The organism is Mycobacterium sp. AZCC_0083 (genome assembly GCF_014202335.1).
Taxonomy (GTDB): Bacteria; Actinomycetota; Actinomycetes; order Mycobacteriales; family Mycobacteriaceae; genus Mycobacterium.
Genome location: NZ_JACHGP010000011.1, coordinates 1 through 25,336 on the forward strand (window position 1 = coordinate 1; position 25,336 = coordinate 25,336).

At 62.7% G+C, this 25,336-nt stretch carries 23 protein-coding genes; 7 read left to right on the top strand and 16 right to left on the bottom strand.

Going from position 1 to position 25,336, the window contains the following annotated elements; genetic code table 11:
• Positions 1–183 precede the first annotated feature (183 nt).
• The 3 genes from HNP02_RS25950 to HNP02_RS25960 all read right to left on the bottom strand — a co-directional run bounded on the left by HNP02_RS25950 (position 184) and on the right by HNP02_RS25960 (position 4,434).
• On the bottom strand, positions 184–654 hold the full coding sequence (locus HNP02_RS25950; protein ID WP_184443509.1) for a MarR family winged helix-turn-helix transcriptional regulator: 471 nt from the start codon (positions 652–654) through the stop codon (positions 184–186).
• 970 nt (positions 655–1,624) lie between these two features.
• Complete coding sequence (gene hutH / locus HNP02_RS25955; RefSeq protein ID WP_221318051.1) at positions 1,625–3,190, bottom strand: histidine ammonia-lyase; 1,566 nt, start codon at positions 3,188–3,190, stop codon at positions 1,625–1,627.
• A 311-nt stretch (positions 3,191–3,501) separates the two neighbouring features.
• The gene (locus HNP02_RS25960) at positions 3,502–4,434 is read right to left on the bottom strand and encodes a LysR family transcriptional regulator (protein WP_184443510.1); all 933 of its coding nucleotides are present in this window, start codon (positions 4,432–4,434) and stop codon (positions 3,502–3,504) included.
• Positions 4,435–4,601: 167 nt separating this feature from the next.
• On the opposite strand from HNP02_RS25960, the gene HNP02_RS25965 reads away from it, so the two are divergent.
• From HNP02_RS25965 to HNP02_RS25985, 5 genes are all read left to right on the top strand, one after another.
• Positions 4,602–5,540, top strand: coding sequence for an ABC transporter substrate-binding protein (locus HNP02_RS25965; protein WP_309241695.1), 939 nt, complete (start codon positions 4,602–4,604; stop codon positions 5,538–5,540).
• Between the two features lie 68 nt (positions 5,541–5,608).
• Positions 5,609–5,812, top strand: coding sequence for an alcohol dehydrogenase catalytic domain-containing protein (locus tag HNP02_RS44115; protein WP_375373712.1), 204 nt, complete (start codon positions 5,609–5,611; stop codon positions 5,810–5,812).
• Between the two features lie 527 nt (positions 5,813–6,339).
• A complete protein-coding gene (locus HNP02_RS25975) occupies positions 6,340–7,470 on the top strand; it encodes an NDMA-dependent alcohol dehydrogenase (protein ID WP_184443513.1) in 1,131 nt (376 codons plus the stop codon).
• A gap of 156 nt (positions 7,471–7,626) precedes the next feature.
• Positions 7,627–8,124: an SRPBCC family protein gene (locus HNP02_RS25980; protein WP_184443514.1), complete on the top strand. Its 498-nt coding sequence runs from the start codon at positions 7,627–7,629 to the stop codon at positions 8,122–8,124.
• Positions 8,121–8,972 (top strand): SDR family oxidoreductase, encoded by an 852-nt coding sequence (locus HNP02_RS25985; protein WP_184443515.1) that lies wholly within the window; start codon positions 8,121–8,123, stop codon positions 8,970–8,972. Before HNP02_RS25980 ends, HNP02_RS25985 begins: the two co-directional genes overlap by 4 nt.
• Positions 8,973–9,180: 208 nt before the next feature.
• Here HNP02_RS25985 and HNP02_RS25990 read toward each other — a convergent pair whose 3' ends face one another.
• Positions 9,181–10,083 carry a hypothetical protein gene (locus tag HNP02_RS25990; protein ID WP_184443516.1) on the bottom strand — a complete coding sequence of 301 codons (903 nt, stop codon included), beginning with the start codon at positions 10,081–10,083 and terminating at the stop codon, positions 9,181–9,183.
• Positions 10,084–10,154: 71 nt separating this feature from the next.
• Positions 10,155–11,012, bottom strand: coding sequence for an SDR family oxidoreductase (locus tag HNP02_RS25995; RefSeq protein WP_184443517.1), 858 nt, complete (start codon positions 11,010–11,012; stop codon positions 10,155–10,157).
• Between the two features lie 107 nt (positions 11,013–11,119).
• On the opposite strand from HNP02_RS25995, the gene HNP02_RS26000 reads away from it, so the two are divergent.
• A complete protein-coding gene (locus HNP02_RS26000; RefSeq protein ID WP_221318052.1) occupies positions 11,120–11,731 on the top strand; it encodes a hypothetical protein in 612 nt (203 codons plus the stop codon).
• A gap of 23 nt (positions 11,732–11,754) precedes the next feature.
• On the opposite strand, the gene HNP02_RS26005 is transcribed toward HNP02_RS26000, so the two are convergent.
• The 7 genes from HNP02_RS26005 to HNP02_RS26035 form a co-directional block, all read right to left on the bottom strand.
• Positions 11,755–13,359 (bottom strand): MCE family protein, encoded by a 1,605-nt coding sequence (locus tag HNP02_RS26005; RefSeq protein WP_184443519.1) that lies wholly within the window; start codon positions 13,357–13,359, stop codon positions 11,755–11,757.
• Entirely contained in the window at positions 13,356–14,681 is a 1,326-nt protein-coding gene (locus tag HNP02_RS26010; RefSeq protein ID WP_184443520.1) for an MCE family protein, read from the bottom strand. Before HNP02_RS26010 ends, HNP02_RS26005 begins: the two co-directional genes overlap by 4 nt.
• Positions 14,681–16,117, bottom strand: coding sequence for an MCE family protein (locus HNP02_RS26015; protein ID WP_184443521.1), 1,437 nt, complete (start codon positions 16,115–16,117; stop codon positions 14,681–14,683). The genes HNP02_RS26010 and HNP02_RS26015 overlap by 1 nt, the downstream gene beginning before the upstream one ends.
• Positions 16,114–17,214: an MCE family protein gene (locus HNP02_RS26020; RefSeq protein WP_184443522.1), complete on the bottom strand. Its 1,101-nt coding sequence runs from the start codon at positions 17,212–17,214 to the stop codon at positions 16,114–16,116. The genes HNP02_RS26015 and HNP02_RS26020 overlap by 4 nt, the downstream gene beginning before the upstream one ends.
• Complete coding sequence (locus HNP02_RS26025) at positions 17,214–18,236, bottom strand: MCE family protein (protein ID WP_184443523.1); 1,023 nt, start codon at positions 18,234–18,236, stop codon at positions 17,214–17,216. The genes HNP02_RS26020 and HNP02_RS26025 overlap by 1 nt, the downstream gene beginning before the upstream one ends.
• A complete protein-coding gene (locus HNP02_RS26030) occupies positions 18,236–19,396 on the bottom strand; it encodes an MCE family protein (RefSeq protein WP_309241696.1) in 1,161 nt (386 codons plus the stop codon). The genes HNP02_RS26025 and HNP02_RS26030 overlap by 1 nt, the downstream gene beginning before the upstream one ends.
• 299 nt (positions 19,397–19,695) lie before the next feature.
• A complete protein-coding gene (locus HNP02_RS26035) occupies positions 19,696–20,004 on the bottom strand; it encodes a helix-turn-helix domain-containing protein (RefSeq protein ID WP_184443525.1) in 309 nt (102 codons plus the stop codon).
• A gap of 149 nt (positions 20,005–20,153) precedes the next feature.
• Here HNP02_RS26035 and HNP02_RS26040 point away from each other — a divergent pair, with 149 nt between their 5' ends.
• Positions 20,154–20,801: a TetR/AcrR family transcriptional regulator gene (locus HNP02_RS26040; protein WP_184443526.1), complete on the top strand. Its 648-nt coding sequence runs from the start codon at positions 20,154–20,156 to the stop codon at positions 20,799–20,801.
• 491 nt (positions 20,802–21,292) lie between these two features.
• Here the strand turns inward: HNP02_RS26040 and HNP02_RS26045 are convergent, their stop codons facing one another.
• From HNP02_RS26045 to HNP02_RS26060, 4 genes are all read right to left on the bottom strand, one after another.
• Entirely contained in the window at positions 21,293–22,126 is an 834-nt protein-coding gene (locus tag HNP02_RS26045) for an SDR family NAD(P)-dependent oxidoreductase (protein ID WP_184443527.1), read from the bottom strand.
• An 804-nt stretch (positions 22,127–22,930) separates the two neighbouring features.
• A complete protein-coding gene (locus HNP02_RS26050) occupies positions 22,931–23,575 on the bottom strand; it encodes an MspA family porin (RefSeq protein WP_255506964.1) in 645 nt (214 codons plus the stop codon).
• Positions 23,576–23,670: 95 nt separating this feature from the next.
• Positions 23,671–24,336: an O-methyltransferase gene (locus tag HNP02_RS26055; RefSeq protein WP_184443528.1), complete on the bottom strand. Its 666-nt coding sequence runs from the start codon at positions 24,334–24,336 to the stop codon at positions 23,671–23,673.
• Positions 24,333–25,238: an oxidoreductase gene (locus HNP02_RS26060; RefSeq protein ID WP_184443529.1), complete on the bottom strand. Its 906-nt coding sequence runs from the start codon at positions 25,236–25,238 to the stop codon at positions 24,333–24,335. Before HNP02_RS26060 ends, HNP02_RS26055 begins: the two co-directional genes overlap by 4 nt.
• Between the last annotated feature and the right edge of the window lie 98 nt (positions 25,239–25,336).

The window sequence follows — 25,336 nt, forward strand, 5'->3', positions numbered from 1 at the left end:
GACAACGCCGCAGCCCTGTTCGGCCTACCACCCAAAAAGAACTAGCACCACATGCCCACCCTGATGCAAGCCGCCATCGTCGAACACAAAGGCGGTCGTAGCCACCTCGACTAGACCTCGGGGTCGACGGCATTTCGCAGACCGAGTACGACATGGGCGCACTCGAGGGACTATGAGGCGTCCTCAGATGGTTTCGTCCGCGATGGCGTTCATCGCCGCGGCGAACGCCTCGAGGTCGACGCCGCGCAGGTGTCGCATCACCCGAGTCCGGACGCTGCGAAGGTGCGAAGGATACGTTGCGAGCAACGCCTCATACCCGGCGTCGGTCAACTGGGCCACTTGTCCGCGGCCGTCGACCTCGGACCGGACGCGCGTCACCATCCCGCGGCGCGAAAGCCGCTCCACCACGCGGGAGACTCCGCTGGGGGTGTAGGTCGCCCGGTCAGCCAACTCCGTCATCCGCATGGCGTGCTCGGGATGTTCAGACAACACCACCAGGACGTGATAGTCGGCCATGTTCAGCCCGCTGGCGTCGAGCAGGTCGGCGTCCAGAACGTGCGGCGCCACGATCAACGCCCGCACGAGCGCCCGCCACGCCATCTGTTCCTTGGAGGTGAGCCCCCGGCGCGACCCGGACGGGCGCTTGGCGGCCATCGGCACATGGTAGAGGGTGGCGTGCCACGGAGTCCACGAACTGGACGGGGTGTCGCAGGCGCTTGCTTGAACGTTCAGGCCGTTCGTACTGACCGATGTGTACCACGAATGAGTACGATCGACCTCATGGTCCAGCAGCGCACCGTGGCTTCAAGTTCGCTTGTTGCAGAGGCGATCTGGCGAGGCCAGCGACCGCAGTTCGGACTGCGCCCTTTGATCCCGCGACCCGCAAGACCGAGCCTGTCGTCAACAGGCCGTCGAGCCTGCCCATGTCCACTTCGCCTGCGTTGACGGCGCTGTCCAGCCGGTGCAGCACGGCAGGCGTTTGACGAGTTGGAGCGATTGCGTAGTGAGGCAATCGAAGGCGGCTGCGTCAGCGCGACCTGCGCCTCCACCCGCATTTCGCGGAGCCGCGCGACCTGCGCGACGTAGCCATCCTGAACTAGCCGCGTTCCTGCCACGCTGGGAGCAGGCCTTCTACAGCGACGAGGAATCAGTCTCCGTCGATGTCGATGATCTTGCAGATCTCGCGGGCGTCGTTTCGAGCCGTGCGTCAGCAACGATTCATTGGGATCCCGTCGATGCGGACGGGTTCGAGCGCCTCCTCGTTCGATTCCTGCAATAGTCCGGCACCTACGTCCGAACAAATCGTCTGATGAACCTGAAGGCGGCACATGCGGGCCGAGACATCGAGGCGTATCACCGAGTCGGAGACGGACTCACCTCCGAGGGACACGAACGTGTCATCGTGCAGGCCAAGCATTGGCCGGTATGAGGACCTGGTGCACACCAAGCTGCTGCGGGGGGCTGGACGGCCGATCCGCCGCCCCACCATTGCCACGAAGGAATCGTTCATTCAGGAGCCAGTGCACGGGGGAGTGGGGGGATCACAACCTCGCAGCCAAGCGGCGAGACATCACTCTCTGTCATACGAGCAACGGCCGGTGGGTCCGCGATGTTCCAGGCGCCATCAGAAGTCCAACGATCCGACCAGGTCTTCTACGGATCGGATGATAGTTCCATCGAACACCTGTTGTGCCAGGTGCTCGATGTCGTCGCCGAAGAACCGATCCTCGGTAACTGTCGGCACCACTTCCCGAATCGACCGCTGAACCGCGCATGAGGCTTTGGATCCTTGTTCTGGACCGAGCAGATCGTGCGCCTGCGCGGCACACATGATTTCGATGGCGAGCACATATCGCAGCTTGCGTGTGATCTGGTATGCCTTGGACACGGCCAGGTAAGCATTGCTCACCGTGTCTTCCTGATTGGCCGAGGTGGGTACCGAATCGATCGTGGCCGGTTGGCATGCGGCCTTCATCTCCATGTACAGCGCGGCGGCAGTGTATTGAGCAATCATGTAGCCGTTGTTCAGGCCGGCGTTGGGGACGAGGAACGCCGGTAGTTCGCTCAAGGCGCTGTTGACCATTCGATCGGTGCGCCGTTCTGACACCTTTGCCAACACGGTCATCGCCGTGGCCATCAGGTCCGCCTGGATCCCGACGAAGGTGCTGTCGAAGTTGGCGCCCATCAGTGCCACACCGTCGTCGCCTTCGGGATAGATGACGGGATTGTCGCCAACGGAATGCAGTTCCTCCTCGATCACCTTGACGGCATCTTTGACGGCGCGCTTGGCGCCACCGTGTATCTGGGGGATGGCGCGCAGGCTGTAGGCGTCCTGCACGCGGTAATCGCGGTATTTCTCGACGATCTCGCTGCCCTCAAGGATTCGACAGATGTTCAGTGCCACCGACGCCTGCTCGGGGTGCCGCTTCATCGAATGCAACCGGGGATCAAACGCCAGAATGGTGCCCTTGAGCGCCTCCAGCGACAGCGCTGCCGCAACGTCGGCCGTGTTGGCCGCCCGGATCGCGTCGTAGGCGGTAAGGACGGCGATCGCCGTGACTGAGTGCGTCCCGTTGGTAAGTGTGAGCCCTTCCTTGGCGCCGAGCGTGACTGGCTGCAGGCCTTTGCGTTTCAGCGCAGTGGCCCCTGACAGCAGCTCGCCATCGATCCATGCGCGACCCTCGCCGAGCAGCACCAGTGTCATGTGTGCTTCGGGACCGAGGTAGCCCACTGAGCCCTCACCCGGCACGTGCGGAGTGACCCGGTTGTTGAGCAACTGCCGGATCAGCTCCAGCACTTCCACACTAGTTCCGGAGTATCCCTGCCCCAGGCCTACCAGCATCATCAGTTGAATCGCCCGAACCACCTCGACGGTGAGCGGTTCACCCACCGACACCGCATGCGAAAGAACGATGTTGCGTTGGAGCATCGCAGCATGCTGCAGCGAGATGACTTCGGTGACGTTGTCGCCGAATCCCGTTGTAACGCCATAGATCAGTCGGTTCTCAGCAAGGAATCGTTCAATCAGCTTCCGGGAGCGATGCACCCGATCCATATAGGACGGTGAAAACTCGACTCGAGCGCCGTGGCGGGCCACCGCTACGAATTCGTCGATCGAGATGGGCTCGTCGCCGAGGAGCACAGCCTCATCCCCAATCGAGGTCTTGAATTGGCCGTCGCGCATCGTCATTGGGCATCTTCCTGTAGTACCAACGTTCAGGGGGTCGCGTGGAGCCGACGCATCGAACTCTCGACGCACCAGTAGAAAGGCGGGCAGAACGCACCTGTTGGTTGGGAATGGACTGCGCGCTATTTCTGACGATATTTGATGAAGTCATCGATTAGCATGAAGATTGCTTATAGCTATCATTACCGCTCTTTGACAAGCGGCCGCAAAGGTAGACGAGTCCCCACCACCGCCTCAAGCGAGCACTGCCCAAAGACAAGTCGCCCAGCCGACCTGACATCGGCGTGTTCAAGAACGGGTCAACTCTCAGGCGGTCACGTGGCGCGCATTGCCGTTTCCTCTTCTCGCGCAACGGCATGTGCTAAATCGATGAAGGCGTGCGCGGCCGGGATCTGGTAGCGGTCCCGATGCCATGCAATAGCGACTGTTCGCCGGCTTACCCCGGAAATCTGGAGCACCCGGATCCCCCGCCGATCCGGATCGACCCCGAGCCAGGAAAGCAGGGCGGCACCTACGCCTTCCGCTGCGAGACCCAGGATGGTGCCGTTGTCGTTGGAGCGGAAGACGATCTGCTCCCCAAGTGCCGGCCTACCTATGCGGTTCTCGATCCGAGTCGCCTCACGCACCTGTGCGTAAGTCACCAGCGGCACCCCCGCGAGGTCCTTGAGCGATATCTGTGTTCTGCCCTGGCCCAGTGCCGAGTCGGAGCGTACGACCACCACGTACGGGTCTTCCAGCAGCTCCTCCAAGTCGAAGGGGCCTGGCGGCAGCGGCGCGACGAGGAAACTTAGGTCTAATTCGCCTCGTTCGACCTGTTGCAGCAATTGCCCGTCGTCCTCGTTCTCGACGAGTTGGACTGTGACACCAGGAAACTTGGCAGAGAATTCGCGCATGACTCGAGGCAGAATCCGTACGCCGACACTCTGATAACAGCCGATGCGCAACGTGCCGGCTGTTCCGTCGTCAAGGGCGTCGAGGTCGGCCGCCGCGCTGGTGAGACGCGCGACGATTGCCTCGGCATGCCGCAGCAGGACACGTCCCGCGGGCGTGAGCGAGACGGGTCGAGGGCCACCTGGGCGTTCGACGAGTTGGTGCCCGATTGTGCGCTCCAACCGGCCAATCTGTTGACTCACGGCGGATTGCGTGTAGCCGAGACGTTCTGCGGCCCGGCTAAAGGACCCCTCTCGGCTGACGGCGATGAGCGCCGCCAGATACCGCAACTCGACGGTGTTCAGGTCGCGGCCCATCTACGCAGTTTAGTAACAATCGTTATGAAGAAGATCAGAATGCAGAATTGCTCTAACGGCGTGCCGGTGACATTCTGGCATCACCGATATCTCTTCAAGCCGCGGAGAGATCAATTCCATAGGGAGACAGTATGTCTCAGGGATCATTGCTAACTCATGCTGGCGTCGTGAAGCTTCGGCGACGGTCGTTCGACAACGGATGTCACGAACGTCCGGGGAAGACTTGGCGCATCGCGGCGGTGTTCGCGGCGATCGGCGCGCTGACGCTGTCGGGGTGCGTCAGTAATACCGAGACCAGTCAGCAGACGACAGCAACGACGGCCGTGTCCGCCGAGAAGGTGGATGGCATCGCCAACACGGTGCCCGAGAGCATCAAGGCGAGTGGCAAGTTGATTGTCGGCGTGAACGTTCCGTACACCCCCAATGAGTTCAAGGATCCCAGCGGCAAGCTCGTCGGCTTCGATGTCGACCTGATGAACGCCATCGCCTCCACACTCGGCCTCAAGCCCGAATATCGCGAAGCCGACTTCGCCAAGATCATTCCGTCGATTCAGGCCGGCACCTTCAACCTGGGGATGTCATCGTTCGGCGACACGAAGGAACGCGAGGGCAGCGTCGATTTCGTGACGTACTTCTCGGCGGGAACGTTGTGGGCACGCCATCCCGGTGTGCAGATCGACCCGGAGAACGCATGCGGCAAGAAGGTCGCCGTGCAGGCGGCCACCGTCCAGGAAACCGATGAACTGCCGGCACGAAGCAAGAAGTGCACCGACGCCGGCAAGCCGGCAATCGAAATTCTGAAGTTCGACGGCCAGGACGCCGCGACCAGCGCCGTCGTGCAGGGCCAGGCGGACGCGATGTCGTCGGACACGCCGGTAACGGCCTACGCCATCAAGCAGAGTGACGGCAAGCTCGAGCGGGTGGGCGAAAGCTTCGACTCGCTCCTGTACGGCTGGCCGGTGGCCAAGGGCTCGCCGTTGGCGCAGTCACTGCTGCAGGCAATAGGGCATTTGATACAGACCGGCACCTATAAGCAGATCGCCGCCAACTGGGGCGTCGAGGACGGCGTCATCGACAAGCCGGTGATCAACGGCGCTGTGAGCTGACGGGCAACCCGCGCTCCAAGCGTATATAGCAGAGTTGCCATGGCGGCCTGCGAAGAAACACGGGACATATCGTCACCGTGGGTGCCGAGGTCGCCGAGTGGACTGTCGGTCAACGCGCGGCGGTCAATCCCAACGGAAACGTCTGCCGGGCCTGCGAATTCTGCCTGTCCGGCAGGCCCAACTTCTGCCAAGCCGACGGTGGACTAGCGCTGTTGATGGCAACATTTTCCGTCCCACCTGCGGGCCATCCCGCCGGACTTGGCCCCACGTGATGCCGCATGGGTCGAACCTGCCGTGACATCAGTCGACGATTGGCTGATGGCAATCGTCGGCCTGACCGATCTCGAGGCAAGTCAGGACTACTGGGTCGCCTACCACCCGATTACCTGATTACGTGGTGGAGCAACGGCCCGCAAAATCAGCTGGGTGTGGACATTGTGGCCGGATTCGCATTGCAATGGGTGACGGCGTCAGCCTGCTCGCTCAAGGCTGACGCAGGGCCAGCTGTCACTTCGAGGATGTTGCGATGCATGACTCACACGCACCGGATTTGCCCACACGCAGCCAAGCGCCGAATGGACTGATAGCCAAAACAATCGAACAGATGCTGGCCCGGTCGATGAACCGCCAGCTATGCGCGAATCGTGTAACTCACTGCGCAGCAGCGCCATCAAGCGCGAGCGACACTTCGTGTAGAACTCGCGGCATGCCGTAACATCGCACGTGCTATATTACGGCACGCGCAATATATTCATGTAAGGACGGGCACCTGAAGGTGCCCAAGACCGGGAGAACGTCTATGAAGACCAAAGGTGCGCTGTTGTGGAAGTTCAACGAGCCGTGGTCGGTGGAAGAGATCGACATCGGGGACCCGCGACGCAAAGAAGTCAAGATCCGCATGGAAGCGGCCGGGTTGTGTCACTCGGACCACCACTTGGCGACGGGCAGCATCCCCATGGCTGGCTTTCCAGTGCTCGGTGGCCACGAAGGTGCCGGGGTAATCGTTGAGATTGGCGAAGACGTCGAGGATCTCGCCGTGGGCGATCACGTCGTGCTTTCATTCATCCCATCGTGTGGCAAGTGCCCGGCATGTCAGTCCGGGCTCCGCAATCTCTGCGACATGGGCGCAGGCATGTTGACCGGACTCGCAGTGACCGATGGGACGTTCAGGGTCCAGGCTCGCGGACAGAACGCCTTTCCGATGTCGCTGTTGGGCACATTCGCGCCCTACGCGGTGGTGCACGAGACGTCGGTGGTCAAGATCGACCCGTCGGTACCCTTTGAAGTCGCCTGCCTAGTCGGGTGCGGTATCACCACCGGTTACTGTTCGGCCACCAAGGCAGCCAATGTGCGCCCAGGTGATGATGTCGCCGTCATCGGACTCGGAGGCGTCGGGATGGCCGCAGTGCAAGGTGCGCTCAACGCTGGCGCGCGGTTCCTGTTCGCGGTCGACCCCATCGAATGGAAACGGGAGCAAGCACTGAAGTTTGGCGCGAGCCATGCCTATCCTGACATCGAATCGGCGACAGCTGGTGCGGCGGAGATCACCTGGGGCAAGATGCCATCGAAGGTCATTGTCACCGTCGGAGAAGCCGACCCCCACGACATCGATCGTTGGCTGGGATTGACAGGCAAGGGCGGCACTTGCGTCGTAACCGCAATGTCGAAGAGCTTGTTTGACACCGATGCGACTCTGAATCTGGCGATGTTGGCTCTCATGCAGAAGAACCTGCAGGGCACCATCTTCGGCCACGCGAACCCGTACTACGACATTCCGCAACTGTTGTCGATGTACAAGGCGGGAAGACTCAACATCGACGATATGGTGACGCGTGAGTACTCCCTCGAGGACATCAATATGGGATATCAAGACATGCTCGACGGAAAGAACATCCGCGGTGTCATCCGGTTCTCCGACGCTGACCGCTGAAAACCTCAACGACTCATCGTGCCGCACTATGGCGCAGTTGTCGGCGGGATGACCTGCAGCTTAACCAATATCTGGCATGTGCAAGACGCGGTGGCACTCGCTGGCGGTACACGTTGACTGACCACTGTGGGCGAGGACCCCCTTGTAAGGAGTGACATGCGATTACTTCAGAAGAACGAAGAGCTTTCGGCGTCGACCGAGGTGCGGGCGTCACCGGACGAGGTATATGCATTGGTCTCCGACCTTACCCGCATTCCCGAGTGGAGCCCTGAAACAATTCGGGTGCAGTGGCTGACTGGCACTCGTTTTCGCGCGTGGAACCGTCGACGGCTCGGCCGCTGGCGCACCGACGCCGACGTGGTCGCCGCGGAACCAGGGCGCAGATTTTCCTTCGTCGTACAGGCCATGGGAGGTGACTGGACGCAATGGACCTACCTCATCGAGTCCGGACCGACCACCGGTGCGACTCGCCTTACCGAGGTGGTTCGGATGTGTGTTCCCCTGCCGTTCGGCGCCGTGGTCTTTGAACACCTCTTTCTGTTCGTCCGGGACCGCCGCCGTGATCTGCAGGCAAACCTTGACCGCTCCGTCGACCGGATCCGCGCGATCGTCGAGGCCGACTCGCGCACTGAAACCAGAAGGGGCAGTTCATGAAATACCGAGATCGGGTCGCCGTTGTCACCGGCGCCGGCTCCGGCATCGGCCGTGCACTCACCCTCGCGCTAACCCAGAACGGGGCACGCGTCGCAGCCACAGACATCGATCTGCGGGGCCTGGCGGAAACCCAAGAAGCATGCCCCCGCGGCTACGTGAGCAACTACCAGGTCGATGTCGCCGACCGCGACGCAGTACTCGCGCACGCTGACGCCGTGCGACGTGACCTTGGACCCGCCTCAATGCTGTTCAACAACGCCGGAGTCGACCTCTTCGCCAGCGTGCTGGACATGTCCTGGACCGACTTCGATTGGCTCATGGGTATCAACATCGGCGGAGTTGTCAACGGAACCAAGGCGTTCCTTCCCCATCTCATCGAATCCGGCACTCATGAGAACCCTGCCCGTCTCATCAACCTGTCGAGCGCCTTCGGCCTGATCGCGATTCCCTATCAAAGCGCCTACAACGCCTCCAAGTTCGCGGTGCGCGGGTTCAGCGAGGCACTGCGCCAAGAGATGATAATCGAACGTCTCCCAGTGACCGTGCACTGTGTACACCCCGGAGTCGTCCGGACCCGTTTCGCCGCTAATATGCGCATCGCCGAAGCCGAGCCCGATCCCGGACAAGCCAAGAAGATCTTCGAACGCGCCGCATTAACCACCCCCGAAAAGGCAGCCCGCCTGATACTCCGTGGTGCCGACAAGAACCGAGCCAGAATTCTCATCGGCCCCGACGGATATGCTGCAGCCGCCATGCCACGCCTCCTGGGTGCGCGATACATCGCGCTCCTTGCCCACGCTGCCAGACTCGCAAACGCCCGCACGGGAAGTGTCGAGGCGGGCAACTAGGCGTACGCGGCGTCCGTCTCGCCGCGCGGTGCGCCTACGACGACTTGCCCTTGATGTCCGGTGTGTAGCACGCGGCGTCACGCGTCGCAGAAACGACGGGATCGGGCTGTGGTGCCGGAACGGCGCGGCTGCGTCCCCGTGGTGGTGCCGCAGAGTTCGGTGCCGCGTGATTCTCCCTGGCACACTGCACGATTCCGCGAACTCACCATCACGGCTTGGGGCCCAGACAGTTGTCAGGACTCCAGTCGTCGATTTGAACGACGCCATGCTGGACCTCAACGAAGTGCGGGGCGATGAACGTCTCGATGGTCGCCATCAGAGACATCAAGATGCCCAGCGTCGCAAAGCCCGCCAGAATCGTCGTGCTCAGCGAGGCACGTTGGCCGGGACGAGTGTCCCATCGGGTGTAGAACAGCAGCGCCGCGAAATGCCATGAGCCATAGATCAACACGTTCAGACCCCACATGCCCACAGGATTGTCGAAGCAGTAACCCTTGCCCGTGTAGGCCAACGTCTCACAGAGCGGCATGATGCCGGCCAGCAGCAAGCAAATGACCGCGTGCCGGGTCAGCGTGTCGCGCGTCAGCACGGAGTGCGTGCGGTCAAGCAATTGAGAGATGATCCGGTAGAGGGTGCCCAAAATCACCGAGTAGCACCCGAAGACCGAGATGGTCATGGGCAGCATGAACAGCGGTACGCCATTGGGGTTGAGATCGGTGTTGTATGCGAAGTGCCCGTGCAACACGTCGTACCACGGGGCAGTGCCGATGAAACCGCCAAGCACCGACCAAATGAACAGGAACGCACCCATGCGAAAACCGTAGAGTTCCCGCAACGGCACCCCGCGATCCTCACGTGCCCGCAGTACCAGCGGCAGGATCAACGTGCCCAACGCCATTACGACGGCTTGGGTCAGCAGGATGGCGTCGTTGGGCTTGTCGTAGCTCAGATTCTTCGTGACCAGGGTCTGGAACGGGATCGATATCAAGAACCAGACGAAATAGATGATTTCCGTGCGCCGCTTACCTGGGTTGGCCGACAACCAGTGAAACTTCGCCGGTTCGGACCCCACGGGCAACACGTCGGCCACACCGGCCTGCGATCCCACCATTGGTGAACCTCTCTACTAGTAGACGTCTAGCGGCGTGCCGTGCGAAACAACTGCGGGCTAGACAGATCCGTTCATGACGCGGTCAGTGACGGGGCGCCTGACGACGCGGCGACAGCGCCCCCGTCGACGAGCAGATCGGTGCCGGTGATGAAGCTGGCGTTGGCACCGAGAAGGAACTCGGCGGCGGCCGCGACTTCGGTTGCAGTACCCATTCGTTTGCTCGCCGACTGCGCGACGAGTGAGGTGGCGGCCTCGCCGGTAGCTGCGTCGCCGACTTCGGCGCGGCCCATCGCCGTTGAGATCACCCCTGGGCTGATCGAGTTGATCCGCGCGCCGCGCTGCGCCCACAGGCTCGCCGCACTCCTTACGCGTAATTGGTTGGCACGCTTGGCGATCGCGTAGGCAACCGCCCGCAACCCCGGGTCGTCGGGGTTGCCGTCGGGAAGGGACCTGATCGCGGGAACTCCGAGAAGTTGCTCAGGGGGCAGCGTGGCCAGGAGCCATTCGGTCTCGCTTCCTAGTGCGGTACCCAGCAGTGTTCCCGCCATGCTGGCCACCACGACACCGGCGCCCCGTGGTGCGATCACCGCGGCGAAAGCGTCGAGGATTAACGCCGTGCCGACCAGGTCCACTGCCAAGATCCGGGCGGGTGTTGCCGATGTGGGCGAGACCCCTGCCGTGTGCGCGACCGCCGACACAGGCCCTTGCCGGTCGGCGAATTGGACGAGTTCACCCACCGACGAACGGTCGCTGACATCGAGGTGCCGGCAGGCTACTTGGTATCCCTCGGCCGCCATCGATTCCGCGAGCGTGTCCATCGTGGCCTCATCGTGGTCGGCCAGCACCACGGCGCGTCCGGCGCCCAAGCGCCGCGCGATCGCCGCGCCCATTCCGCCGACGCCGATGACGACGAGAACGTCGGGAATCATTCCTGTGCACCCCTACCGGATCGTGTCGCTGTGCGCCGGGCACTCGAGATGTCCACTCGTACTGGTCATTAGCGAGGCTATCATATACTATTGCATCCGCCATACTTATGGCGCACGCCATAATAAAGCGGCGGTTCGGCCGTCGAGGGAAGCTGTGGATCATGTCTGAAGCCTCATCGCCAATCCTTGACAGGCCCACCCGCGCGCGGGTGCTGACGAGTCTCGTGTGCTGCGGCGCCGTGGTGTTCGTGCTTGCCGCGCCGGCAGCCGGCGCCGATGATTCGTTCGCGCGTCATGCGCTCAACGGCCGCTTTCAGGTGACCTCGAATGGTGACTGGGCCAAGACCAACGACGTCTACCGCGATGAACAAACGGTGCGCCAGGTATGGACCATTGCCTCGTCATGCGTCGACGCCGCAACCTGTTCGGGCACCGTCACAAGCAGTCAAGGCTGGTCGGCCGATCTGACCTACGCCTCGCAATGGTGGACGGTTCGCCGTGTGCTAGACGAGTGGCAACCGTGTGCGGACGGGACGGCCGCCGCGGGCAGCCAGACCTACCGGTTCTGGGGCGTAGAGCCCGACGGCAGCGGTACCCGCACCGATACCAATCCCACGGTGTTGGCCGGCTCGGACAAGACACTGGGCAACAGCGGTGATTGCGGCCGCAGCCTTCCGCTGGAAATCACGGCGCCACTGCGCCTACAAAAACTCGACTAACAGCTGGTGCGCGCAAGCGACGGTCAGATCGGCAAGAGGTCCTTCCACGATTTCGGAGCACCAGCGACGAGCCCCGGATGTCGTTCGAGATGACCGTCAGACGTAACGTAGGCACCGCTGGCGGGATCGTATGGGACAGCAACCGCGGCTGCCGAAGGCTTTGGCGCGGAGGAGAATCCGCTCGGCGCCGCAGCGGGCTGCCCATCCGAGGGCTGCCCATCCGAGGGCTGCGGGTCTGCTGGGTCGGCGGCGTCGCCAGGTGCCTCACCCGGCGGTGTACTGGTGGCCGGGTCGATCGCCGCCGGTGGTTCGGCTGGCGGCATCGGTGTTCCCTCCGTGGGCCCATACAGGTTGGCCCCTGGGTCGATCCGGTCGTCGGGCGGAACGCCTTGCGACACCAGGTTCGGATCGAACGGGTAGGGACCCAACGCGTGTTGGCGCATTGCCAGAGGCTCGTACGGTCGATCACTGTCACAGATCTCCACCGTCGGCGCCCGCTTGCCGGGGTGACCCATGCACGGGTAGTTGCGCGCGCCGCGCACCGCGATCGGCGAGTCCTGGGGAAGCTTGCAGTACAGGTCCGAAGGCACGTCCCTGTCGCTGAGGTCAGCTGGTGAGCGCCATTGTGACGGCGGAAGGAATCCGACGGTACACGGCGGTGGATCGTTGGCGCTGAGGGTGAAGTCGGCCAGCGGATACCCGGTGGGGTTGTTTTGCGGCAGCGCATACGAATTCTGTGCGGCGACAAAAGCCGGAAACAGGACGAGGAGCTGTTCCAGTGAGGGGTTGTAGGTCACCAGGATCTGACCAACACTGGTCAGGTTGGCCAGCAACACCGGAAGTGTCGGTTTGACCTGTGTCAGAAGCTTCGAGACTTCCTGGGCTGCCCCGGGTCCGGTGGTCAGGATGTTGCGCAGGTGTGGATCGCTGCTGACCAGTTGATCGCTGACGCCGGCGACGTTTCGCGCCCATTCGCGAAGCGAGTCCGCCGTTTGGGCCTGCCCGTCGAGTAGCGGGCCACTGTCGTCGATGAGACCGCGGGTTTGCCCCGCCACTCGGTTGAGGTCACCGGAGAGTTTGGTTGTCGAGTCCAACAGGGAGCCAAAGTCGTATCCGGCACCATTGAAAGCCTTGAACGACTCGTCGAGCAGGTCGCCGAACTTGCCTTTGGGGATGCTCTCGATGAGTTTGCTCGATTGGTCGAGCACCGGACCGACCGGCTGGGGCACCGAGACATTGTCTGCGGTGATGACCGATCCGTTGGTCAGAAACGGCCCAGAGCTGTTGCGCGGCTGCAGATTGATGTATTGCTCACCGATGGCCGAGACGCTGGCGACATCGGCGTGCAGGTTCGCGGGGACCGTCGGGGAGGTGTCCAGCGACAATGTCGCCACCGCTCCCTGCGCGGTGGCGCGCACGTCGGTGACCTTGCCCATTTGGACACCGCGATAAGTCACATTGCTGAACCGGTAGATGCCGCCACCTTCGGGAAGCTCCATGGTGACGGTGATCTTGCCCAGGCCAAGCAGTGTCGGAATCTGCAGGTAGTGCAAGCCCATCAACGTCACAGCCACCACGGAGGCGATCGTGAAGATGATGAGCTGGTTTCGAACGAACCGGGTGATCATCGCCCAGCTCCCGTCGCCGTGGGCGCCGAGTTCGGTGCAGCGGCCTCCTGATAGGGACCGGGGAACATGGCTGTCAACGCATCGGAGCTGGGCACCGTGACAGGGGTACTCAGCGGCGGCGGCGCTACCGGAAGTAGCGGTCCGTTCACCGGCGGCATCAGCGGACGCGGCCCAGCATCGGGGCTTGGGGTGACATCGTCGACGACGGCGGCAGGTGGCGGTGCCAACGGCGCGCTCAGCGGATCATGGGTGTAGTCCAGATACCACGGATCGCCCGGGGCCGGTACCAGCTTGGCGTTTTCGTCACCCCATCGGGTGCCTAGCAGCAGCGAGCGCTTGAGCCGTGGGATCGTCAAATCGATGATCGCGAACAGGTTTACGTAGTCGCCGCGGAAATATCGGTCGATCATGTTCTGATTGAACGGGTACGTCGTGCCGGCGACCAGTGCGCTATCCAGATCTGGCCCCACGTCGGCCAGTGAGCGCAACACGGGTTCGACGTTCTTCAAGTCGCTGATCAGGTCGGCCTGGGCCTCGTTGACGACAGCCGCTGCGGTTTCGCTGAACACGCCAAGTCGTTGCAGCGCGTGGGTGAGCCGCGGTCGTTGCTTGATGAGCACGTCGAGGGCCGGCGGCAGGTCCTTGACGAGGCGGCTTATCGAATCACGCTGTGCTGCAAAGGTGCCGGCAAGTCGGTCCAGCGACCGCATCGACGCAAGGATGTTGTCCCTCTGGTCATCGAGCAGCCCGACGAAGTCGTTGAGTTGCCTGAGCAGGTCTCGGATGTCGTCTTGATGCCCCGACAGGGTGGCGTTGAAGTTGTGGATGACGTCGCCGATCTGGCCAAGACCGCCCGCGTTGACCAGTGTCGATAGCGACGACAAGGTCTGTTCGGTCGATGGGTACGTCGACGATCGGTTCAGCGCAATGGTCGAACCCGGCGCCAGCCGACCAGTCGAGGGTTGCCCGAGTGGAGGGTCGAGAGAAAGATGCATCGATCCGAGCAGGCTGGTTTGTCCGACGTTGGCTATCGCGTTGGCCGGAACGACGGCGCCTGGACTGACCGAGACGTCGACGTCGGCGTGCCAGCCCTCGACCGTCATCGAGCCGACGCTGCCGACGACCACGTCGTTGACCATGACCGGCGAATTCGACTCGAGTGTACCGACATTGGCAAGTTGTACGTGGTAAGTCTGCGCACCGGGACCGCGCCCGATCGCGCCAGGTAGTGGCAGGGAATTGAGCCCGGAGAATGAACAGGCGGTGACCATCAACGCGGCGCAACTTGCCGTCGCCAGGGCGGGAATCGGTGATCGGTGCATCATGGATTCCCCTGTGCTGGTGGCAATGGCGTCGCTGGTGCCTCGGCTGGCAGCAGCAGGCCCGCAGCCCCATTGGCGGGATTGGTGGGCACTGGCGCTCCCGGGAACAACGCCGGCAACGGGGTGGCGGCGACGCCGGGGACGTCGGGGGCATTCGGTCCAGGCGCGATTATTGGGGGCTGGCCGAAACCCAGCGGCGGCGCCACGTCTCCGGCTCCGGTGTACGCCGATATCGCTGGCGCTTGTTCGGGTGTGGGGGCCGACCCGGCGCCACCGGGCGCCAACGCAGGGTCGGTGTAGATCAAGTCTTGTGGCGGTGGCGATGCCTGCAGGTACGGGTTGATCGGCTGGGGCAGATAGTTGATGTTGAGGAGTCGCGCCGCTGGTCCGAGGTATTGGGCGCACAGTTTGGCGGTTTCCGCGGAGGTCACGTTCTCCACGCCGCCGATCGCGCCGCACACGAACTGCAGCGGATTCGCGAGATTGGGAATGGTGAAGGCGCCGGCGCTGGTGCCCGTCATTGGGTTGTAATTGTTGTAGCCGTTGGCCAGCGCGTTGGGGGTGACGTGCAGCAGGTTCTCGAGCGACATCTTGTTGTCGACCAGGATCTGGGTGACATTGGCGAGCCGCTGCACCTGCTCGGATGCTTGGTTGCGGCTACCTGCGACGAACCGCTGGAGGTCGGTGAGCCCGGCGGACAGGCTGGACAAGGTGCCGTCGAGATCGGATTGGCTGTCATTGAGGATGCTCGTCAGCGTCGCGAAATGATCCTGGAACTGCACGATCTGGGCATTGCTATCGCGCAGGGCGGCCACGAAGGTCTGCAGGTTGGCGATGATGTCGGCGATGTTTCCGCTGCCGTCGGCCAGGATGCGCGCCGTGCCGGACAGCTGCGCGATGGTCTGCCGCAGCTTGTCGCCATTGCCAGACAGCGCATTGGCCGCGCTGTCGATGAAGCGCCCAATCGATGACGTCGAGGTGTGGCTGTCGGGGCCCAGTTCGGTGGACAGTCTCATCAGCTGCTCTTTGACCTGATCCCACTCGACCGGAACGGCCGTGCGATCTGACGGGATCGTGGCACCGTCAGCCATCGTGGGGCCGGCGTCGGCGTAGGCCGGCGTGAGCTGAACATAACGGGCTGCCACCAGATTCGGGGCAACGATGACTGCCTTCGCCTCGGCCGGAATGGCGATGCCGTGGTCGACCTTCAGCGTCATCTTGGTCTGCTCACCTTGAGGAACCATCGCTTCGATGGTCCCCACCTTGACCCCGGCGACCCGAACCTCGTCGCCAGGGTAGATGGCAATCGCGTTCTGAAAGTAGGCGAATATGCCGGTGGGAGCGCGCCATACGTGGTTGTCGGCGAATATCGCAGTGACGCTCAGGGCCGCGGCCACCACCACGGCGGTGCCGGCAATCAGGCGGGTGCGTTTCATGGTTGCCCTCCCTGCGGGCCGCGCTGAATGGGAATGCCGTTGACTGGGAAGGGGAACTCGGCACGCGGGCCCGCGTTGTCGGGCGGTTGGCCCGCGCCGGTCCCGCGGCGGAACCCGAAGGCGTAATCGAGAAATGGTTGGAGGAACTGACCGGCCGACAGATTGGCGACGAACGCGTGGTAGTAGTAGCCGCTGGCGACGGACTCGCCCTGGGTCCGTTCGAATTGCACCAAACCCGGTAGCGCCTTGGCGAGGTTGTCACGGTTCTTCTCCAGCATCGCGGCAACGTCGTTGAGCCGCTGCAGGGTTGGCGCAAGCTGCTTCTCATTGTCGGCGACCAGCGCACTGAGCTGCTGGGCGACCGTACGGGTGTTGACCAACAGGTTGGCGATCGCCAAGCGCCGGTCGTTGAGCACCGACACCAAGTCATTGGCGTCGAGGATCAAGGTGTTGAGCTGGTTGCTGCGTTGGCCAAGGACGCCGGTGACCGTAGCTGCACTCTTCAATAGCGAACCAAGGGATTCGTTGCGTTCGTTGAGGGACTGCGACAGCCGGGTCAGCCCATCGAAGGTGGGGCCCAGCTGCGGGGAGATCTGGTCGAGGGTCGCCGAGAGCGCATCCAGGGACTGATTGAGTGTCTGGGTATCTGCTCCCGCAGCGTTGGTGGTCAGATCACTGACCGCCTCGGCCAGTGAATACGGTGACGACGTGCGGGTCACGGGAATGACTTCGCGTGGACGCAGAGTACTGCTGCCCGCGGAGTCCAGTGTCAGAACACGTTCGCCCAGAAGGGTTCTGGTCCGGATGTGCGCGGCGGTCTGCGACCCCAACGGCACGGTGGCATCGACGTTGAATGTCACCACCACCGTGCCATGGCGCAAGGCGATGTCATCGACGGTGCCTACCTTGAGGCCGGAAACGGTGACGGCATTACCGCTAGTCAGACCGCCGGCCTCGCTGAACACGGCCTGGTATCGGACCGTGCTTGCCAAGGACAGCAGCCGTTCGGGCTGCAGACCGATGAGAGTGACCAGCACCATCAAGATCGCGCCGACGAAGCCGGCCCTGATCAGTCGGTGTCCGCGGTATTTGAGCATTAGGGGTCTGCGCACCTTCCGGTGGTTTGCTTGATCCAGGGAAATACCGCGGTGCCACCCTGCACATCGCTGACGCGCACGGTAATACCGCAAATGTATTGCTGGAGGAACGCGCCATAGCTACCAACGCGTGCGTACTTCCGGTAGTCGGACGGCAACTTCTGGATCGCAACGTCGAGTTTGTCCTTGTCGTTGTCGATAACCGGGGCCAACCGGTTGAGCTGGCCCAGCGCCGCCGTCAACGGGGCTCGACCTTGAGTCAGCAGGTCGGCCAGCGACGCGGTGCCGTTGTCCAGTGACTCGATGGCAGCCCCGATCGGGTCGCGGTCGGTGGACAGTCCCGCGGCGAGTTGCTGCAGTTTGTCGATCGTTACGGAGAAATCGTCTCCGTCCTTGCCCAGAGTGGACAGCACCTCGTTGAGGTGGTCGATAAGCTGCTGGACTACTTGCCGGTTGTCGGCCAGGTCGGATGTAAACGACGACGATTTCGACATCAGGGACTCGATCGTTCCGCCCTGGCCTTGCAGGATCTGAATCAACGACGCCGACAGCGCGTTGACGTCTTGCGGATTCAATGCCTGGATAACGGGTTTCAGGCCGCCAAGCAAGAGATCCAGGTCGAGCGCAGCAGCGGTGCGGTCGACCGGAATCTGAGACCCTGGTGGTTGGATCCGCGTAGAACCCGGGCTGTCGAGTAGTTCGAGGTAGCGGTCACCGGTGAGGTTCAGATAGCGAACGGCTGCCTTGGTTCCGTCGGTGATGACCACTTTCGGGCCGGCGTCGAAGGACACCAGTACGGATTTGTCTGGGCGTAATGCCACCTCATCGACAGTGCCCACGCGGACTCCGGCAACCCGCACCGTGTCGCCGTGTCGCAGGTTCGAGGCGTCCTTGAACACTGCGGTGTACGAGAGGGCCGAACCGGTCCGATACTGGCTGAAGACGAGAAAGATCATGCCGGTGAGAACGGCCATGACGACGGCGAACACGGCGAACTTGAGGCCCGCGAAGTTTCGCGACATCACCCGGGCTGGCCCATCTGCATGGTGTTTCGCGGCGGCCCGTCGATAGGTCCGAACAGATATTGTTTGAGCCCATCGGAGTTGAGCAATATGCCCTGGTTGTTGTACCTGAAACGATTGGTTCCGACGTCCGCGACCACGAACGGTGGACGGGTCTCGGGCGGCACGTTGGGCAGGCTCAATTGTTGACAGGTCGCACCGTTCTTGGCGGCCACCTTCGGCAGGTCCTGCGGGTAGCGGTAGCGCTCGACGCCGAGTTGGAAACCGATCATGATTGGGACGCCCGGTGTTTGGAGGTTCGGGAGCTTGGAGAAAATGCCCAAGGCGCCGAGCGCGCACCCCAGCTGGTCGTGGTACTTCGCGAGAAGATCTGTGGTCGGTACCAGCAGGTGCACGACATCGGTGATGCCCTGCCGGTTGTCTCCGATGACCTGGTTGCCGATATCGGCCAACCCCGTCGAGGCGATCAGGAACGCATCCAGGTCGTGTTGGGTATCGACGATCGTGTGGCTGATCGAAACGGCGTTGTTCACGGTGGCCGTCAAGTCAGGCGCGGCGTCGGCGTACGCGTCGGTGACGGCTGCGGCCGTGTCGATGTCGTGACTGAGGTTGCCAAGGCTGGGTTCGATTTCGCTGAAGACCTGGTGCAGTCCCGTCAACGCCTCACCGAACTGCGCGCCGCGACCATCGACCGCGCTGGCGATCGCCCCCAACGTCTGGCTGAGTTTGGCTGGGTCGATCTTGGCGAGCACCTGGGTCAGCTGTTCGAAGACGGTGTTGATCTCGACGGTCACGTGGTCAGCGGTAAGGACCTGGTCCGCCTGTAGCCGCTGGTCTGACGGCTCGGCAGGTGCAACGAGTCGGACGAACTTCGCGCCGAAGACGGTTGACGACGTGATGTCGACTTTGACGTTGGCCGGAATGTGCGTCAGCGCTGTTGGTTCCAACGCCAGGTGGAGAGCGGCCTGGCCATTGGGCAGGGAATCGATTGCGGTGACTCGGCCGATCGCAACGTCGTGCAGTTTCACCTTTGCGTCGGGATTCATGACCAATCCCGCCCGATCCGATATCACCGTGATAGAGACGGTCGTACGCAGGCCACCCCGGAACAACATCGCGGCCAAGGCAAACACGCCTGCGATGGCGATGACCGTGGTCATGCCCACTACCGTGCGCAAATTGTTGCGATTCATCTTTCTGTTGCGTCCCTACCCCGCACCGGACAAGTCGCCGTCGAACTCCCGCCGTCTAGCACCGAGCCAGCCCATGAGGTCGGCGATTACATTTCATGTGCACTAATATAGCGCTCGCCATGTTATCTATGTCTAGTGTTTCGCCACATTGGCGTTCCGTCGCCTCGCGCGCGCCTGGTCACGAACCGCGTAGGACAAGGCACCTGTCGGCGGCGCCGGTGGACGGTCGCGCCGGATCCTTCACAGGGCCGACTTCGAGCGCGGGCCTACGACGCGGGCTTGCTGACCGCCACGAAAAGCGTCCTGCCCGTGGGGGATTGATACTCCATAGCGGTTTGACCGGCGGCTGGCCTGCGTTCGGTCACGTGCAGGCGGTTGCGTTTGGCGTCAGCAGGGATGGGCTGCTCTTCGGCCAGCCCCCTGGACGTCGGTTTCGCGGCGATCTGCGAGGTCGCCGATCGTGTGACGCCGAGGTGATCTGTCAGTTCTCCGCCGGTAGTGCCGCCTCCGCGGAAGATCGATTTGCACACTTTCGCTTCGCGCTGAGTCATGGCGACGCCAGCCTCGGTAGTCACGAGGCACATTCAGTTCGGCGGAATGCCGGGGCAGTGGCGCGGTCGAAGCCAACGCGGCTATGCGTCGTCGGACGAGGTGCGGGACGTAGAGTCTTTCGAAGTCGACTGCGGCGGCGGTAGGTCATCAACGAAGTGGGGGTGTAGAACACATGGCAACGAAGAAGGGCCCCCGGACCACCCCGCGGCAGCTGGCGAAACGAGGGCAGGCTCGGGCCGACCGGACCCAGGCGCTGGTGATCGAAGAGACGATTCGATGCGTACACGAAGAGGGGTTTGCGGCAGCGAGTACCCGTCGCATCATCGAACGTGCCGGAGTGAGCTGGGGGGTGATCCAGTATCACTTCGGTGATCGCGACGGCCTGTTGGCGGCGGTGCTCGATCATGGTATGACCAGCCTTGTTGACGCTCTCGAGGCGATCATTGCCAGGGCCGGTGAAATCAAGGACGGCCGCACCCGCGCCAAAACGCTGACGTCGGAGATCTGGGCGGTCCTGACCGCACCCCAGTCCATGTCGATGCTGGAGATCTTGATCGCCACACGATGGGAGCGTGGGAGGCTGAACGCAGGCGATTTGTCTGCCCTCGGGGCGACGTGGGCCCGGGTATCTGAACTGCTCGGCGAGGGCGCTGCGCCGCCGGCCGCCATCGTGGATCTGCTGTCGGCCAGCGCAGTAGGCATGATGGTCACGCAAATGACGACCGACGTGCCGTTGCCGATGGACGCCGTGCAGCAAGCGATGGCCAGCGTGATCGCTGACCGCTTTTCGCCACGCCAGCGTCGCCGTCGAGGTACATAGGGTCACTGGCTACCGGGATGTCGCCGTGGCGACTCCCCATTCTTCGAAGCGTCGTCCATTCTCGGACGTGGGCCGCTAGCGCTCCTCCGCCAGGACGTCTCTGACTGGATCACCGCTGGGGGTAGCGCCCAGAAACAGTTGTCCTCCAAGGTTTTCAGGGCCCAGGCCACTGCCACATCTGGTTGTACACCGCGCTGGTTGAGCGCATCGTGACCGCCGTTCACGATATCCACGGACGTCGATCCGTCACGTGGCAGGTGCGCAGCCGAGGTGCGGATGAGGTTTGTCTTGACCATGCCGGGCAGCCAGTACGTCAACCACCGGATTGGATGGAAACCGTCGTGAGGCGGGCCTTCAATACGGATCGACATCGTCGAGGCCAGAAATCTTGGTGTGTCGGTCGTCGCGGCGAGCTGATCGAGAATCCTGATCCGGGCCCGGCACCAGAGCAGATGGCTTTGCGTGAACGAACCCGTTCAGGCAATCCACGATCAAGCAGCAGCGGCAAGCATCTCGATGCTGCGGTTCCAGAGCTTCGCGGCCAGCGCGGTGTCATCTACTAGTTTGCTCGTCTTGTGGGGCTTGCGCTTCACGTAGTACTCCCCGGGAGTCCAGTCCTTGTTAGGCGTCCCTTCGCACAGCCACACCAGGGTGTCTGCGCCTGTCTCCGGGCTGGCGAGAACGACGTGTTTGAGCACCGTGCCGTAAAAAACCCGGAACGGCGAGCTGGCCTCGGTGGAGAAGTTGGTGGCGATGTTTCCGGGGTGGAAGGACACCGCGGACACGCCGCGGGAGCCGACGTGGCGCACCAACTCCTTCGTGTACAGGATCTGGGCGAGCTTCGCATTGCCGTAGGCCCTGGTGGCTTTGTAGCCGCGCGTGGCGTCCAAGTCGTTGATGTCGAAGTTGCTGTAACGCGTGTGGGCGACACTGGAGGTGTTTATCACCGTCCCCTTGGACTCGATTAGCCGGCCCATCAGCAGATCGGTGAGCAGGAACGGCGCCAGGTAGTTGACCTGGAGGGTTAACTCGTGCCCGTCGACGGTTACCGCCCGTTCCTTGCCGAATATTGCACCGGCGTTGTTGGCTAAGACGTCGATCCGGGGGTAGCGCTCGAGCAAGCTGGCGGCAAGCACGCGGACGCTGGAGAGGTCGGCGAAGTCCGCGACGTAGTAGTCGGCTTTCAGCTCACCGGCGATGGCGGTTGTCTTCGCCTTCGACCGCCCGACCAGAACTACCCTGTGCCCGTCGTTAGTGAGCGTGCGTGCCGCTGCGGCGCCGATGCCATCACTCGCACCGGTGAGCACGATCGTCTTGGGAACCATTGTGGGCACAATCCTTCCGTAGTGAATGTGAACTGTTCGATAAAGATCGTTTGCATTACCCGCCGGACGCCGCGTGTATCGACAACTTCAGCGCTGTACCAAGTCAGCCAGACATAAACATTGCATTCGCTATAATACCGTGAAGGTGGTCACGGGTGTTGTCCGATAGTTCGGTGGGCGAACGAGCGTCACCACCGACCTCGCCAACCTTGGCATCCCGACCATCACCAGTCGTGATGGCCGCCGCACCCGAGTAGGTCAGCGTGGGGAGTGTTGGCTCGCCGCAGTGCAGTGCGTGCAGGCACACACCGGAAACGATCAGGGACCCGATGTCGTTGTCTGTGGTTCTGTTTCGGAGTCAGGTAGACCCGCTGCCGGTGGGTTCCCTCGGGAATCCTCCAGGCCGTCCGGAGACAGTGTGCTGGTCACTCCCACTCCCACTTCCACTCCGGCGCCGGGGGTCAGCAGTCCACCGATACCGATTCTTGTGGCTGCGGTCCCCAGTTGTGATCCAGGCATGCCGAGAACAGGCTGCGAGCCATCGGATGTGGCTGCAATGGAGAGGCCGCGGGCGTCTGTGCCAGCCGGTGGGGAACCGACCAAGGGCGGCTTTGCCGCGGATAGGGGTGGCTGGTCACCGGGCAGAAAAAGCCCGCGTGGAGGATATCCGGGAGCCGGTGGCAGCGGCGGCGGGGGGGCGACGGGGTCTGCGCGAGCGGGTGCGGCCGCGACCAGTGCAAAGACTAGCAAGCCGCCCACCGATGTGGGCCCGTACTTCTGGGTCCTCCGTCTCATTGGTGTGCCTCAGATCTTGATGGGGTCGCCGTAAATGGCGAGTTGGGAGTGGGCGATGTCAGTTGATATCCGCAGATAGCCGTACGAGCGCACGGTCACGTCACCGCCGCAGGCGTCGACTTTGAGGTGAATGTTGTCGATGTCGAGCATCGCACTCCCGGTCTGGTTCAATGCCATGTTGGCCATCGGCACTTCGGCTATCACCCCTGGTTGGATGATTGTTTGGACGAAGCCACTCAGCCCGCCCGCTATGCCGATATTGCCTGCTGCGCCAGTCGGGACGCTAAGAGGCCCACCGACTGACGCGGATGGGCCGAAGGCGCCCGCACCCCCGACCTGGAGCCCACTGGAGACGTCAGACTGACAGCCGACTTGGTAGCCCGTGATGAACGTGCTGTCGGAGATCGGGGCGGAGCCGCCAGTGGCCGTTGCAGTCGCCGACAGGGTCACAAAGGCTTCACGAGAGTTGTTGGCTGCTGCGAGATTAGGAACGGAATTGACGCGTTCCCCTTCGATCGAGATATTCAGTTCCCAGCCGTCGCGTGTGAGTTTGGAGTAGTGCTGCGGCGCCATGTCGACCGGGTCCGCAGCAGCGACTGACCTACTGGCGGTGAGCAACACGAGCACCAGAACCAGGGCGCCGGCGCGCATCATCGGGAGCCGTTTTCGGTGCTGTGCCTTCGCCGCCGAGGACGTGCCAGGCGGTCTCGGTCTGATCGTATGGCGTGATGAAGATGGGCGTGGTCGAGCTAACTGGCTGCGCGACAACTGAGTTCCATGCTGTCGATGTCCCTGACGGGGAAATTGACGCTCACATATCCGTTGTCGGGGTCACGCACATAGTCGAGGTAGGCTCCCGAGTCCGCGTCTTCGGCATTGTCAGCGACGATCAGGGCTCCCGGTGTCAGAAGTGGCTCAAGCAGTTTCGTGACGGGGAGGTACTCGGCTTTCCAACCGTCGAGTAGCACGAAATCCACGGGTCCCTCGAGGTTCGCCAGGGTGGTCAGGGCGTCTCCCTCCAGCACGGTGATCAAGTCATCCAGTCCGGTCTGGGTAAAGTTCTCTTTCGCCGCGGCGATCTTCTCGGCGCTGAGTTCGGTGGTGACAACTCGGCCGCTGCGGTTGTCGCGTGCAGCGGACGCCAGATGGATCGCGGAGACACCAAAGGACATACCGTATTCGACAATCATCGTGGCGCGGGCCGCCCGCACCAACGAGTACAGGAGTCGGCCTCCGATGGGGCTGACCGGCATGTAGATCGCACTGAGCGCGTCGGCCCGTTCTTGGGAACTCGCCGAGGCGAGATAGTCGAGTTCACCCTGCCGGTTGCGCAATAAGGACATCTGTTGTGTCGCTTCAGCGTACATCCGGTCGAGGGCGGCCACTACCCGTGGATCCTGCATTGTCGTCGTCATCGTGCTGACTCACTCTGCTCGAACACATCGATCTGAGCGTCCAATTGCGCTAGTTCGTTTGGGCTCAGCGACAACGTCCCGGCGGCGAGGTTGTCGTGCAGGTGGCTGCGACTGGTGGTGCCGGCGATGAGCAGCACGTTGGCAGACAGGGCCAACAGCCAGGCTAGAGCGACTTGGGCGGGCGTGGTCGTGTGAGCCCGAGCGATGGCGGTGACGACGGGGTTGGCCAGGATCGCGTCGTGCTGATCGCGGGGCCAACCCAGTGGACAGAACGGCACGAAAGCGATACCGCGTGAAGAGCATTCGTCAAACACCGGCTGTGACGTACGGTTGGCGATACTGAACGCGTTCTGCACGCAGACGATGTCGGTCACCTCTAGGGCACGCTGCAGGTGTTCCAGTCTGATGTTACTGAGACCGATCCCGGCGATGAGGCCGTCATCGCGCGCCTGGATCATGGCGCCGAGTTGGTCGATGAATCGGCCGTCGGGCGGCGCGTCGTTGACGATCCGTAGATTGACCGCGGTCAGTTGTTCAACGCCGAGTGTGTTCAGGTTGTCTTCGATGCCTTGGCGCAGTTCGTGGGGTGCATCGAAGGCAACGAGCGCGCCGGTCTCGTCGCGACGGGCCGCCACTTTGCTGACGATCGCCAGCTGATCGGGGTAGGGATAGAGCGCATCGCGGATCAACGCGTTGACGGCACCCGAGCCGTAGTACTGCGCGGTGTCGATATGGTCGACGCCGGCGTCGACGGCGGCGCGAAGGACCGCCAGGGATTCGCTTCGATCCGTGGTCGGCGGACCGAACACTCCATCACCGGACAATTGCATCGCCCCGTAGCCGATGCGCGACACGGTGGTACCTCCCAACGGGTGACGGCTCGAATCTTGATAACTGGCCACTATGGTCAACTTTCTGTCGACGTTGACCCGCCTGGGCGGGGGTCAATTGGAGTTGGGAACTTCCCACAGAGAGCTCACTGGGGGAAGGCAACCGCACG